The following is a 14,259-nucleotide window of genomic DNA, read 5'->3' on the forward strand; positions in this document are numbered from 1 at the left end:
CTTGCGCCGCCGCCATCCGAAAGTCAACGCAATGCTAATCGATTATATTCCCTTTCATAACGGTCCGCAAAGGTTCATATCCGCTGTCGCCGCCCGTCGCGCTTGAACCGGTCGCGGGCTCATGCAATCACTGGGCGCGACTGGCAATGAGCAACGGCAATTCCTTCATGGACGACTTCCAATCCTTCGAAATTCTACCCGGAAAACATGACAAAGGCATGGTGATCCTCGCCGATCACGCGATGAACCGCCTTCCCGCCCGGTATGAAAGGCTCGGCCTGCCGGAGTCTGCCTTCGCCCGCCACATCGCCTATGACATCGGCATCGAGCGCCTGACGCGCCAGCTTTCAGCGAGGCTCGGCATACCGGCAGTGCTCGGCGGTTTCTCGCGGCTGCTGATCGACCCGAATAGAGGGGAGGACGACCCGACCCTGATCATGAAGATCTCGGACGGCGCCGTCATACCAGGCAATCACCCGATCACGCCGCAGGAGTGGATTTATCGGATCGAAGCCTTTCATCGCCCCTACCACGAGGCCGTGGCAGGCACGATCGACGCGGTGGCGAATAGCACCGGCAAGGCACCGCTGGTGCTATCGCTGCACTCTTTCACGCCGGCATGGAAGAGCATTCCCCGACCCTGGCACGCCGCCGTTCTTTGGGACAGCGACCGGCGCGCGGTCGGCCCGCTGCTCGACATGCTGCGCGCCGATCCCGATCTCGTAGTCGGCGACAACGAACCCTATGACGGCGCTTTGAAGGGCGATACCATGTACCGCCATTGTATGGTGACAGGAATCCCACATGCCCTGCTCGAAGTGCGTCAGGATTTGATCGCGGATGAAGCCGGCATATCGGCATGGGCCGAGCGCCTGGCGCCGATTTTTGCAGCGATGAATGCGGATCCGGCCATGCACGAATACGACGTCCATCCGTCGCGCACCGGCCCCTATTGAGGCCCACGGAATGAAAGGAGAGCGAGATGACTGCGCTCAGCAAGGAACAACAGACCGAATTCGAAGCCGCCGCCTTCCGTCGTCTGATCGCGCATCTTCGTGACCGCAGCGACGTCCAGAACATCGATCTGATGAACCTAGCCGGCTTCTGCCGCAACTGCCTGTCGAACTGGTATCGCGAAGCCGCCGAGGCCGAAGGTGTTCCGGTCAGCCGGGACGAATCGCGTGAGATGATCTACGGCATGCCCTACGAGGACTGGAAGAACCTCCACCAGAGGGAGGCCTCGCCTGTGCAAAAGGCGGCATTTGAGCTGAACAAGCCACACAAATAGTCCGCTTGGCCTTTAACAGGCTTGACCGTGACGCCGCTTCGCGGCAGTCACGTGCATCCCGAATTGATCACCGAAAAATCAGGAGAACACGATGTCTGATGCTCATGGCGTCGCCCGCGATCAGCTTCGCGCTTTCATCGAGCGCATTGAACGGCTGGAAGAAGAAAAGAAGACCATCGCCGACGACATCAAGGACGTCTATGGCGAAGCGAAGGGAATGGGCTTCGATACCAAGATCCTGAAGAAGGTCGTGGCGCTGCGCAAGAAGGACGAGCAGGAGCGCATCGAGGAGGAAGCCATCCTCGACACCTATCTGCACGCGCTCGGCATGATCGAAGCGCCGCCGGAAGGATGATTCGCCGACGTCGCTGCTTCGATAAAAGCCGCCGGACCTTCCGGCGGCTTTTCTTTTGCGCCGGATCTTGCTGGCAAACCAACTGTCCAGCCAATCGAATAGTCACAAGAAAACCGCCGGATCGCTCCGGCGGTTTTCGGTCTGACGCGATCAGCAAGCTCAGTTCGTATTGAACTTACGCACTTCCATGAAGTTGACGGCGTTGCCGCTGAAACGGGCCGGGTCAACTGAGGCGGTCTTGACGTTGAAGCCCTCGGCATAGACAGCGGTCGGTTGGGCGCGCATCGTCTGGCTGACGAAGCGCGGCGCCTTGACCTGTTTGGAGGCCATTTCGAGACGGGCATTGGTCAGCGCCCACTGTGAGATCATCTTCTGCGTCAGCTTCGGCTCGGTACGCACAGTCGCGCGGCTGGCATCGGCTGCGGCGGCTTCCTTCTGCGTCGGACGGCGGCCCTTGACCGGGAGGGGCTGCGGCGCGGGGCTCTCGGCAGCCGGGGCGTCGAAAGCATCGCCGAAGCTTGCCGACTTCGTCGCCGGCGCCAAGGAAGCGAGCTGCAATGACGGCTTTTCGGCGGGCGCCTTTTGCGGCATCGCGGCGGCGATTGCCTGCTCCACGCTCATTTGAGGCTCATGCGAGGCGACCTGGCTTTGCGTATCCTTGTTCTGCTGCTCGAGCGCGGCGGCGATGGCAGGAGACAGGTCGCCATCCTGATCGGCCTCGTCTGCCTCCGCTTCGGGATCGGCATCCGCCGCAGCAAGCAGATTTTCAGCAACGGCAGGGCGCTCGACCGGAGTGGGAACTGGCATTCCGTTCTGCATGTTCGGATCGATCGACGCGACCTCGGCGTCACCCGGCGCGCGGCGCTGACCGAGAAGCGAGGGAACGGGAATGCTGTAGGCGCTGAGATCGGCGAATTGCTGTGGCTGGGCCTGATCGGCCGGAAGCGCCGCGACGAGGGCCTGCTGCGCGGCGTTACCCGAAGAGGGCGCCACCAGTGCGCTGGCCATTTCACTGCCGGCCGGCTGGTTGCTGAAAGCCGGGCGAACCTGCGGCACGGGCGCGTTCAGGGCTGCGACTTCGGTCTGCTGCGGCTCGGCAGGAGCAGGCTCCGTCTTCGGCGGCGTCGCCTTGGCGACAGCAACGGGAGCCGAATCGTCGGAATCATCTTCCTGTTCGTCAGCCCCGCCGCCAAACAGCGCCTCAAACAGCGTCTTATGCTTCGGCGCCGATTCGGAAGCACTGGCGATCTCGATCTGCGTGCCGCTGACGCGGCGCTTGTAGTCGGCCATCGCTTGCTGATAACCGGGCAGCGGCTTGCCGTCGGCCGGAATATGAATAGTGTTGCCGTTCGGGAAAAGCCGGACAAGCTCGTCGCGGCTCATACGCGGCCAGGCGCGAACGCCGCCGACATCCATGTGCACGAAGGGCGAACCGGATTTCGGATAAAAGCCGACGCCGCCGATCTGCATCTTCATGCCGATGGCCCTGAGCGTCGCAAGCTTGACGTCGGGAATGAAGAAGTCCATCGCCTTGCCGAGCATGTGCTGGCTTTTTTCGGCGACGCCGGAATTGCGCGAGCGGCCGCGCAGCATCTCGTTGGTTGCCGGCGAACGGAAACCGCAGACGACGTTGATGTAGTCCCGCGAACCGCTCTGGCGGTAGACTTCCCAGATCAGGTCGAACAGGCGCGGATCCATCTTGGTCGGCTGGTTCTTGCGCCAGTCACGCAGGAACCGGTTCAGCTGCTCCAGACCCTTTGGGTCGAACTTGCCGTTACGCTTGTAGGTAATGACGGCTTTTTCGCCGGTATGGATGAAATAAAGCTTGAGGCTGCGGGTTTCGCCCGCTGCTTGGGAAGGCGTACCGACCAATACCGGCGAGGAAACCGCAAGCGCAAGAAGGGCGGCCGCCGCCGTCCTCACTGCCTTTCCGCAAATGTCGGCGCACAAAGAACGCCAGCTCAAGCGCGAAGGCTTGGAATTCCCATTCAGATTCGGCAACTCGATCCCCGTCAGACAGACAATGTCCCGTACTGTCCCAGATGACTGTCAAATGCGGTCACACGATGGCAAAAATGCCACACATGATCAACCTTTTCTTTACATAGTGAACGAGCCACTAACAAGTGGTTTATGATCAGTAACAAATCGTGGTTGCCCGAGTCTTAATAAATAAGGCCTAAGCCGCATCTTTCTGGGGATTATCGGGATCTATGCCGTAATCTTTGAGCTTGCGATAAAGTGTGGACCGGCCGATGCCAAGTTTGCGCGCCACTTGACTCATCTGCCCACGATAGAATTTGAGCGCGAATCGGATGAGCTCCTCCTCAACGTCGGCAAGTTTGCGTACATCTCCGGAGGGATTGACACTGGCAATGGCGTTTTCGGAAGTCTCCGACAGGCGGTGATGCACCTCACTTGGCATCGGCGCCCGGTATTCCTCGCCATAGGCTTCATCCGGGTCGAGGCCGGTATTGTCGGCAACGAGCGCCAGGTGGTCAACCACTTCATATTCCGGAAGCTGGGCGGCGATTTGCGGGAAATCCGCCTCCGTCAGCTCCGGCCCTTCGGCGAGAACGACCGCACGGAAGATCGCATTTTCGAGCTGGCGGATGTTGCCCGGCCAATCATAGGCGGTCAGCAGTGCCAACGCGCCTGAATTCACGGTCATGCGGCGGCCGCTCTTCTGCTCGCTGGAGAAGCGGTCGGTAAAGACGCGCACCAGATGCGGGATGTCTTCCTTGCGCTTGCGCAGAGCCGGAATGGTAATCGGGAAGACGTTGAGGCGATAATAGAGGTCCTCGCGGAAATGCCCGCTCTTGACCTCTTCGATCAGATCCTTGTTGGTGGCGGAGATCAGCCGGACATTGACCTTGTGCGCGGTGCGCGCGCCGACCGTCTCGATCTCGCCCTGCTGCACGGCCCGCAGGAGTTTCACCTGCACCTCGAGCGGCAGGTCGCCGATCTCGTCGAGGAAGATGGTGCCGCCATCGGCTTCCATGAATTTGCCGATGTGACGTTCGGTCGCGCCGGTAAACGCGCCCTTCTCGTGGCCGAAGAGGATGCTTTCGACGAGGTTGTGCGGGATCGCCCCGCAATTGACGGTGACGAAAGGCTTGTTCGAGCGGTCGCCGCCGGACTGGATAGCGCGGGCCACCAACTCCTTGCCGACGCCGGATTCGCCTTCGAGCACGACCGGGATGTTCGATTGCGCCGCCCGCTGGGCCAGATCGATGACGCGGATCATCGCCGGGCTGGCCGAAACAATGTCGTCGAAGCCGACGGAGCCCGAGCGGGACCGGCGTCCGGCCCGCGCCTTCACCTCGCGCTGGTCTAGCTTCATCGCGTTGGAGATCGAGGTGGCGATGCGTTCGGGCGACACCGGCTTGACGACGAAATCGAAGGCGCCGGCACGCATCGCCTGCACCACGGTCTCGATGCCGCCTTGGCCCGTCTGGACGATGACCGGGATCTGCGTGCCGAATTCGTGAAGCGCATCGAGAAACTCGAGGCCGGTCATCTCGGGCATCATCAGATCGAGCACGATGACATTGAAAAGGCCGCTGTCGCGTTTGACCATTTCCAGGCCGATGCGGCCGTTTTCGGCCTGGTGCACGACATGGCCGTGACGCTCGATTGCGTTCTTGAGCAGACGGCGTTGCACCGGGTCGTCCTCGACCACGAGGATTTGCCCTGCTCCCTTGAGCTCATTGTAACCGGTCATTGTCGCTCCACTTCATGCGAAACCATGAAGCGCACTCTGGCAGAAAGGCTTGAACATCCAGTTTTGAGAAATAATTGCATTTTAACGATTGCGAAGGCCCGATTTCGTGCCGAAGCGAGGCCTTTTATGCGCCGAAAGACCCTTGATGCGGGGCCTTCTCGCGCTTATTCAAGCAGACCTGTCATAAAGTGGAGAGGAATTGCGCCCATGAAAATCGAGCCCCTGCACGCCGGGTTTTCTTTCTCGCCAGCAACGCCAGCCGGGGCAGCGGCCGATCCGGCGCTCGGCGACCTGCCGGTTTGGAAGCTGCAGGATCTTTATCCCTCCGCCACGTCCACCGCCTTCGTCGCCGACATGGAAAAGGCCGGCAAGGCCGCGGTCGCTTTCGAAGAAAAGTGGAAGGGCAAACTCGCCGAAGCAGCGGCGAAGACCGGCACCGAAGGCATCGGCGCGGCGCTGAAGGAATATGAGGCGCTTGACGACATCATGGGCCGCCTCGGCTCCTTTGCCGGCCTCACTTATTTTTCCGACACCACCAATCCGGCAAACGGCAAGCTCTACGGCGACGTCCAGGCCAAGATTACCGAATTCTCGGGCCATCTCCTGTTCTTCGCGCTCGAGCTGAACCGGATCGACGACGCCGTGATCGACGCCTGCATGGCCAATGACCCCGACGCCGGCCATTATCGCCCCTGGCTGATCGACCTGCGCAAAGATAAGCCCTATCAGCTCGATGACAGGCTGGAGCAGCTCTTCCTCGAGAAGTCGATGACATCGGCCTCCGCCTTCAATCGCCTCTTCGATGAAACCATGGCGGAGCTTCGCTATGAGATCGATGGCGAGAAAGTGCCGCTCGAGGTGACGCTGAACATGCTGCAGGAGAAGGATCCGGAAGTGCGCCGCAAGGCGGCCATGGCGCTCGCCGAAACCTTCAACGCGAATATCCGCATCTTCACGCTGATCACCAATACGCTTGCCAAGGACAAGGATATCTCCGACCGCTGGCGCGGCTTCGAGGATATCGCCGACTCCAGGCATTTGGCAAACCGCGTCGAGCGAGAGGTTGTCGACGCCTTGGCCGCAGCCGTCCGCGAAGCCTATCCCCGCCTTTCGCACCGCTATTATAGAATGAAGGCGAAATGGCTCGGCATGGAGCAGATGAATTTCTGGGACCGCAACGCGCCCCTTCCGGAAACGTCGAGCGCCGTGATCTCCTGGTCCGACGCGAAGGACACGGTGCTATCGGCTTACGGCAATTTCGCCCCCGAGATGGCCGATATCGCCAGGCGCTTCTTCGACGAGCAATGGATCGATGCCCCGGTTCGCCCCGGCAAGGCGCCTGGCGCCTTCGCTCATCCGACGGTTCCCTCGGCCCACCCTTACGTGCTCGTCAATTATATGGGCAAGCCGCGCGACGTCATGACGCTTGCCCATGAACTCGGCCACGGTGTCCATCAGGTTCTCGCCGGCGCGCAAGGCGCGTTGATGTGCCAGACGCCGCTGACGCTGGCCGAAACCGCGTCGGTCTTCGGCGAGATGCTGACCTTCCGCGCGCTCCTGGAAAAGACGACCGACAGGCGCGAGCGCAAGGCGATGCTTGCCCAGAAGGTCGAGGACATGATCAACACGGTCGTGCGCCAGATCGCCTTCTACGAATTCGAGCGCAAGCTGCACACCGCCCGCAAGGCAGGCGAACTCACCGCCGACGACATCGGCGAACTCTGGCTCTCCGTCCAGTCGGAAAGCCTCGGGCCGGCGATCAATATTTCAGAGGGCTACGAGACCTATTGGGCCTATATCCCCCACTTCATCCATTCGCCCTTCTATGTCTACGCCTATGCTTTCGGCGATTGCCTGGTCAATTCGCTCTACGCCGTTTACCAGAAGGCCGAGAAGGGCTTCCAGGAAAAGTATTTCGAACTGCTGAAGGCCGGCGGCACCAAGCATCATTCTGAACTCTTGAAGCCTTTCGGCCTCGACGCCACCGATCCGTCGTTCTGGAGCCAGGGCCTGTCGATGATCGAAGGGCTGATTGATGAGTTGGAAGCGTTAGACAAGGGGTGAATTCTCGTCGCCAGGAGCGGAGAGGCAGCAATGAGTCTCTTCTCCCCTCGGGGGAGAAGGTGCCGGCAGGCGGATGAGGGGGCGACATAGCAGATGCTGTCCTTCGCATCTGCTCAGGACGTCGCTCCGCCCCCTCATCTGCCCTTCGGGTATCTTCTCCCCCATGGGGAGAAGAGGGAAGTATCTCACCCTCCCCATCTCACCTCGAGCAATGGAGAGCAGAACAAATTGAAAGTGTCGCGTGGCCGACCAACCCTATATCCTTTTTCGCGACGACACGACCGACGAGGTGATGCTTTTCGCCAAGCCGGCTGAGATCATCGTCGCTCGGACGCGCAGCGAATTCTTCGCCGGCCTTGTCCGCATGGAAGAGGCCAAGGCCGAGGGCAAATGGCTTGCGGGCTACATGGCCTACGAGGCCGGATATCTCTTCGAAGAAAAACTCGCTGCCTTCGCCGGAGAAGGTCGCGAAACGCCGCTCCTCTGTTTCGGCGTATTCGATGCTCCGCAGCCGGACACACACCCGCTCGCCCAGCCGAAACAGCGTCTCGAAAACGAGGAATTCCTCACCGCACCGAAGGCCGGCTGGGATTTCCCTATATATAAAGAGCATTTCAACCGCCTTCACCAGCACCTGAGGCTCGGCGACGCCTATCAGGCAAACCTCACCATGCCGGTCAAAGCCCGCTGGAGCGGCGATCCTCGTGCCGCCTTCTGGTCGCTGATCGAACGCCAGCCTGTGAAATACGGTGCACTGATCAATCTCGGCGGCCCGATCATCCTGTCGCGTTCACCCGAACTCTTCTTCCGCACCGATGAGCAAGGTTGGATCGAAACCCATCCGATGAAAGGCACGGCAAAACGCGGCGCTACCGCCGCCGAAGATGCCGAAATCATCGCGGCCATGCGGGCAGATATCAAGACGCAGGCCGAAAACCGCATGATCGTCGATCTCCTGCGCAACGACATCTCCCGCATCACCGAGGTCGGCACGCTCGATGTACCGAAGCTCTTCGACGTGGAGACCTATCCGACCGTCCACCAGATGGTCAGCCATGTGCAGGCAAAGCTGCGACCCGGCCTATCGATCCGCGATATCTTTGCCGCCCTCTTCCCCTGCGGATCGATCACCGGAGCGCCGAAGATACGGGCGATGGAAATCCTCCACGCGCTCGAAGATAGTCCCCGCGACGCCTATTGCGGTGCGATCGGCATGATCTCGCCGACCGGCGCCATGCGTTTTTCCGTCGCCATCCGCACCGTCACGCTTTTTGGCGGCGGCAGGGCGGTCTTCAATGTCGGCGGCGGCATCGTCTTCGATTCCACCGCCGAGGCGGAATATGAGGAATGCCTGCTCAAGGCCCGCTTCGCCGTCGGCGACCAGTGGATCGCGCGATGACCGATTTCTCGCTGATCGAGACACTGCGCTGGCAGCCTGGGGAAGGCTTCATCCGCCTGCGCCTGCATCTCGCCCGGCTTTCCCGCTCCGCCCGCCGCCTCGGCTTTCCGCAACCGCTCGGCGCAGCGGCGAAGCTCGATAAAGCCGTCAGTGAGGCAAAGGGCCCGCTGCGCATCCGCATGACCTTCGACGCACAAGGCCGCATCGAGGTGACGAGCGCGCCCTTCGTCCCGTTGGCGCCTGATACAGTCTGGACCACTCGCCTCGCCGCAACGCGCCTCGATTCCGCCGACCGGCTGCTGCGGGTCAAAACCACGCGGCGCGCCGTCTACGAAACCGCGCGCTCCGAATATGCTCAGGCGGAAGCCGACGAAGTCATCCTCTTGAACGAACGCGACGAGGTCTGCGAGGGAACCATCACCTCCATCTTTCTAGACGACGGAAGCGGTATTTTACGCACTCCGCCGATCTCCTGCGGCCTGCTCGCCGGAGTGCTGCGCACCGAACTCATCTGCGGGCGCAAGGCCCGCGTCGGCCATCTGACCCTTGCCGATCTCGAAGCCGGCACGCTTTATGTCGGCAACTCGCTGCGTGGACTGATCCGCGCAAACCTCCTCAGGAATTGAGCATGTTCATCCTCTCCCTCACCTATCGCAAATCCAACGACGATGCCGACATTCACATGGAGCCGCACATGGCCTGGGTGAAGGAGGGTTACGCTAAAGGCTGGTTCCTCGCCTCCGGCCGCAAGGTGCCGCGCACCGGCGGCGCGATCCTCGCCATTGGCGACCGTGCCGCAATCGAAGCCTATGTCGCCGCCGACCCCTTCACCGCCCACGGCGTCGCCGAATACGAAATCACCGAACTTGCGATAACGACGACGGTCGAAGGATTGGAAATCCTGAAGCGGTGATTTTCGGTCAAGGCATCTTGTCGCGCCGATATTTGGCCTTTCCCCGTCAACGCTCTTTATTGTGACGGCGTTTTGTGGTTAGAGCCGGTCACTTCGCAATTTCTGCGGCAATCTCACAAGAATTCTTCAGGCTGAGCGCCTTCGTCCCCTTCCACAGGAGAAAAGAATGACGGAACAGAACTATCCGGTATATGCCGAAATTACCGGTCCGATCGTGATGATCGGCTTTGGCTCCATCGGCCGCGGCACCCTGCCCCTGATCGAGCGCCACTTCAAATTCGACAAGAGCCGGATGGTCGTCATCGACCCGCGTGAAGAACCCTCCGACATGGAGATCCTGAAGAAACATGGCGTTCGCCACATCAAGGAATATGTTACCAAGGACAATTACAAGGAGCTGCTCAAGCCCCTGCTGACGAAAGGCGAAGGCCAGGGCTTCTGCGTCAACCTCTCGGTCGACACCTCCTCGCTCGACATCATCAAGCTCTGCCGCAAGCTCGATGTTCTTTATATCGATACGGTCGTCGAGCCCTGGCTTGGCTTCTATTTCGACAAGGGCATGAGCAATGCCGACCGCACCAACTATGCGCTGCGCGAGACGGTGCGCAAGGAAAAGGCGAAAAACCCCGGCGGCGCCACCGCCGTCTCCACCTGCGGCGCCAATCCGGGCATGGTCTCCTGGTTCGTCAAGCAGGCGCTCGTCAACCTCGCCAATGATACCGGTGTCAAATTCGAGGAACCGGACCAGCACGATCGCGAAGGCTGGGCCAAACTGATGAAGAAAGTCGGCGTCAAGGGCGTCCACATCGCCGAGCGCGACACCCAGCGCACAAAACATCCGAAGCCGCTCAACGTATTCTGGAACACCTGGTCCGTCGAAGGCTTCATCTCCGAAGGCATGCAGCCGGCCGAACTCGGCTGGGGCACGCACGAGCAGTGGATGCCGAAGAACGCCAAGAAGCACAAGAAGGGCAACAAGGCGGCGATCTACCTGGAGCAGCCGGGCGCCAACACCCGCGTGCGCACCTGGTGCCCGACCCCCGGCCCGCAATACGGCTTCCTCGTCACCCACAACGAGTCGATCTCGATCGCCGATTACTTCACGGTCCGCGACAAGGACGGCGAAGTCACCTTCCGTCCGACCTGCCATTATGCCTACCATCCCGCCAACGACGCCGTGCTCTCGCTGCATGAGATGTTCGGCAACGGCGGCACCCCGCAGCCGGTCCACCACGTTCTCGACGAGGACGAGCTCGAGGACGGCATCGACGAACTCGGCGTCCTGCTCTACGGTCATGAGAAGAATGCCTACTGGTATGGTTCGCGCCTGTCGCTGGAAGAAACCCGCCGCATCGCGCCTTACCAGAACGCCACCGGCCTGCAGGTGACCTCCGCCGTTCTCGCTGGCATGGTCTGGGCGCTGGAAAACCCGAAGGCCGGCATCGTCGAAGCCGACGAGATCGATTACAAGCGCTGCCTCGACGTGCAGATGCCCTATCTCGGCCCGGTCGAAGGCCACTATACCGACTGGACGCCACTAGACGGCCGTCCCGGTCTGTTTCCTGAGGATATCGACACCAAGGATCCCTGGCAGTTCAGGAACATCCTCGTTCGCTGACATTGTCAGTGCAACTTTGAAGATGCCCGCCGCGAGGCGGGCATTTTTGTAACGCTGGCTGTATAAATGCCGTCCCCACTGCTCCAAGCCTTGCCATCATGGCAGACGCACGCCATGTTTTGCCCGAACTTGGCGGGTGACCGCCACGCCGATTCGCCGGGAGAAGCCTTATGAAAATCAGAACTGGTCTCGTTCTTGTCGGTGCAGCGGCCGCTCTTGCCTCCTGCGTTTCGCCGGAGCCACGGCCATTGCCGGTTGCAGCCACGCCCGCCGCCAACGGCGTTGAAGGCAGCTGGAGCGATCCGAACGGCATCGTCTCCACGTTCCAGGGCGGTACCTTCACCACCCGCACGACCGATAGCAACCAGCTTCTTGCTTCCGGCACCTATATCAATACCTCGCCGACACTGGTCGAGATCAACATGACCTCGCTGGTGCGCAAGACACAGTCCAAGGTTAATTGCGCCCTCGTCAATCCTACCCAGCTCAACTGCACTTCGGATTCCGGTGCACAATTCACACTTTCCCGCCGCGGCTGAAAAGAGCGGATGCGCTGACGGTCTTGTGCTGGTTACCGTGCGAATCTCTTTCTGGTCACCTTGTCCTGCTGATGCTGGTCTCATCTCGAAGGAGATGACGCCCGCTTAAGAGGCCGCTTTTTTGTGCCGGTCCTCTTGGAAAGAATCCCTTCTGATCCAGCTTTCCCTTGCGGTTGTGAATCGTCTGATGGAACATCTGCTCGCCGGGAAACCGACCCGGCGGACTTTGGAAGGGATTGGCGTGGATCAGGGGGATCTTTCGCCTCAATCAGGAGAACAGGGATGACGAAGTCTTTCAGCTTCGGTCTTTTGACCGCGTCCATGCTGGCGCTGAGCGCGGGCGCCGCCTTTGCCGATTACGAACTCAATATTCTTCACATCAACGATTTCCATTCACGCATTGAGTCCATCAACAAATTCGATTCTACCTGCTCGGCCGAGGAGGAAGGCAAGAAGGAATGCTTCGGCGGCGCCGCCCGCCTGAAGACCGCGATCGACCAGCGCCGTCAGGCGCTGTCAGGCAAGAATGTTCTTCTCCTGAATGCCGGCGACAATTTTCAGGGCTCGCTCTTCTACACCACCTATAAGGGCGCGGCCGAAGCCGAATTTTTGAACCTAATGAAGTTCGACGCCATGACCGTCGGCAACCATGAATTCGACGACAGCGAGGATGGGCTCGCGACCTTCCTCGACAAGGTGCAATTCCCCGTCGTGACCGCGAACGTCAAGGCGAGCGCCGCCTCAAAGCTCGGCGACCGCATCAAGCCTTCGCTGGTGCTCGATGTCGGCGGCCAGAAGATCGGCATCGTCGGCGCCGTCACCAATGATACACCCGAACTGTCCTCCCCCGGCCCGAATGTCACGATCGAAGATGACGTTCAGACGATCACATCAGCCGTGCAGGACTTGAAAAGCAAGGGGGTCAACAAGATCATCGCGCTGACCCATGTCGGCTATCCCCGCGACCTGGCGTTCATCGCCAAGATCCCGGACGTTGATGTCGTGGTCGGCGGCCACTCCCATAGCCTGCTCTCCAATACCGACCCAAAGGCTGAAGGCCCGTATCCGACGATGGTCGACAACCCCGGTGGCTATAAGGTGCCGGTCGTCCAGGCCGCCTCTTACAGCAAATATCTCGGCGACGTCGTCGTCAATTTCGACGACAATGGCGTCGTCAAGGATGCCAAGGGCGACCCGATCCTGATCGACTCGGCCTTCACGCCCGATCCGGCCGTCGTCACCCGCGTCGCCGAACTGGCAAAACCGATCGAGGAACTGCGCAAAAAGGTGATTGGCTCTTCCGAAGGTCCTATCGAGGGCGACCGCAAGGTCTGCCGCGTCAAGGAATGCTCAATGGGCAATCTGGTGGCCGACGCCATGCTCGACCGCACCAAGAACCAGGGCGTCACCATCGCCTTCCAGAACGGCGGCGGCCTGCGCGCCTCGATCGACGGCGGCGATGTCACCCAGGGCGAAGTCATCACCGTCCTGCCCTTCCAGAACACGCTCGCCACGTTTGAAGCGACCGGTGCGGACGTCGTCAAGGCGCTCGAGAACGGCGTCAGCCAGATCGATCAGGGCGCCGGCCGCTTCCCGCAGGTCGCCGGCCTGAAGTTCTCGTTCGACCAATCGAAGCCTGTCGGCAGCCGCGTCAGCGATGTTCAGGTGAAGGAGGGCGACAATTTCGCGCCAATCGATCCGGCCAAGACCTACAAGATCGCCACCAACAACTTCATGCGATCAGGCGGCGATGGCTATTCGATCTTCAAGGAAGGCAAGAACGCTTACGATTACGGTCCGGATCTCGCCGACGTGACTGCCGACTACCTGGCCGCGCATTCGCCCTATAAGCCCTATACCGATGGCCGTATCAACGAGGTGGCGCAGGCCGCGCGCGCACCCTCCGCGGAACCGGCGCCCGCCGCTCCGGCACCCGCGGCCCCTGCGCCTGCAGCTCCCGCTCCATCTGCCGAACCGAGCCCGGCTCCTGCAACGCCCGCTCCCGCAGAACCGGCGCCGGCACCTTCTGCACAGGCTCCCGCTGCAGAGCCCGCACCGGCCCCGAGCGCCGCTGCTCCAGCCACGGAGCCTGCCCCGACCGCCGCTCCCGCATCCGCCACGCCGTCCACCCACGTCATCGCCGAGGGCGACACATTCTGGGATCTCGCCGAGACCTTCTATGGCGATGGTACGCTATGGCGGAAGCTTTCGGATGCCAATGGCAAGCCCAACCCACGTCATCTGACGGTCGGCAAGGAGATCCAGGTTCCCGCAAAGTAAGACGATTTGTCTCGACACCATCGGCCGGCCCGGGGTTTCCCGGGTCGGCTTTTCTTTCTATAGGGTGAACCATGTTCTC

At 60.9% G+C, this 14,259-nt stretch carries 12 protein-coding genes; 10 read left to right on the forward strand and 2 right to left on the reverse strand.

The window, feature by feature from the left end:
- Positions 1-167 precede the first annotated feature (167 nt).
- The 3 genes from AC13QO_RS09205 (at position 168) to AC13QO_RS09215 (ending at position 1,643) form a co-directional block, all read left to right on the forward strand.
- Complete coding sequence (locus tag AC13QO_RS09205; RefSeq protein ID WP_285192706.1) at positions 168-956, forward strand: N-formylglutamate amidohydrolase; 789 nt, start codon at positions 168-170, stop codon at positions 954-956.
- A 26-nt stretch (positions 957-982) separates the two neighbouring features.
- A complete protein-coding gene (locus AC13QO_RS09210; RefSeq protein ID WP_285192573.1) occupies positions 983-1,288 on the forward strand; it encodes a DUF1244 domain-containing protein in 306 nt (101 codons plus the stop codon).
- Between the two features lie 91 nt (positions 1,289-1,379).
- Positions 1,380-1,643, forward strand: a complete 264-nt coding sequence (locus AC13QO_RS09215) for a DUF2312 domain-containing protein (protein ID WP_285192572.1) — start codon at positions 1,380-1,382, stop codon at positions 1,641-1,643.
- Between the two features lie 159 nt (positions 1,644-1,802).
- On the opposite strand, the gene AC13QO_RS09220 is transcribed toward AC13QO_RS09215, so the two are convergent.
- Together AC13QO_RS09220 and AC13QO_RS09225 are read right to left on the reverse strand one after the other, a co-directional pair.
- Complete coding sequence (locus AC13QO_RS09220) at positions 1,803-3,644, reverse strand: peptidoglycan L,D-endopeptidase MepK (RefSeq protein WP_488540499.1); 1,842 nt, start codon at positions 3,642-3,644, stop codon at positions 1,803-1,805.
- 178 nt (positions 3,645-3,822) lie between these two features.
- Positions 3,823-5,367: a sigma-54-dependent transcriptional regulator gene (locus AC13QO_RS09225; protein ID WP_285192570.1), complete on the reverse strand. Its 1,545-nt coding sequence runs from the start codon at positions 5,365-5,367 to the stop codon at positions 3,823-3,825.
- Positions 5,368-5,574: 207 nt separating this feature from the next.
- Between AC13QO_RS09225 and AC13QO_RS09230 the strand changes: the two genes are divergently transcribed.
- The 7 genes from AC13QO_RS09230 to AC13QO_RS09260 all read left to right on the forward strand — a co-directional run bounded on the left by AC13QO_RS09230 (position 5,575) and on the right by AC13QO_RS09260 (position 14,180).
- Positions 5,575-7,431, forward strand: a complete 1,857-nt coding sequence (locus tag AC13QO_RS09230) for a M3 family oligoendopeptidase (RefSeq protein ID WP_488540500.1) — start codon at positions 5,575-5,577, stop codon at positions 7,429-7,431.
- A gap of 292 nt (positions 7,432-7,723) precedes the next feature.
- The gene (locus AC13QO_RS09235) at positions 7,724-8,830 is read left to right on the forward strand and encodes an aminodeoxychorismate synthase component I (protein WP_488540573.1); all 1,107 of its coding nucleotides are present in this window, start codon (positions 7,724-7,726) and stop codon (positions 8,828-8,830) included.
- Positions 8,827-9,456, forward strand: coding sequence for an aminotransferase class IV family protein (locus AC13QO_RS09240; protein WP_488540501.1), 630 nt, complete (start codon positions 8,827-8,829; stop codon positions 9,454-9,456). Before AC13QO_RS09235 ends, AC13QO_RS09240 begins: the two co-directional genes overlap by 4 nt.
- A 2-nt stretch (positions 9,457-9,458) precedes the next feature.
- Positions 9,459-9,743, forward strand: a complete 285-nt coding sequence (locus AC13QO_RS09245; RefSeq protein WP_488540502.1) for a YciI family protein — start codon at positions 9,459-9,461, stop codon at positions 9,741-9,743.
- Between the two features lie 166 nt (positions 9,744-9,909).
- Positions 9,910-11,361, forward strand: a complete 1,452-nt coding sequence (locus AC13QO_RS09250; RefSeq protein ID WP_183698754.1) for a homospermidine synthase — start codon at positions 9,910-9,912, stop codon at positions 11,359-11,361.
- A gap of 170 nt (positions 11,362-11,531) precedes the next feature.
- Complete coding sequence (omp10, locus tag AC13QO_RS09255) at positions 11,532-11,900, forward strand: outer membrane lipoprotein Omp10 (RefSeq protein WP_085779399.1); 369 nt, start codon at positions 11,532-11,534, stop codon at positions 11,898-11,900.
- A 282-nt stretch (positions 11,901-12,182) separates the two neighbouring features.
- Positions 12,183-14,180 (forward strand): 5'-nucleotidase C-terminal domain-containing protein, encoded by a 1,998-nt coding sequence (locus AC13QO_RS09260; RefSeq protein WP_488540503.1) that lies wholly within the window; start codon positions 12,183-12,185, stop codon positions 14,178-14,180.
- Positions 14,181-14,259: the final 79 nt, after the last annotated feature.

It is taken from the genome of Rhizobium sp. CNPSo 3670 (genome assembly GCF_057784555.1).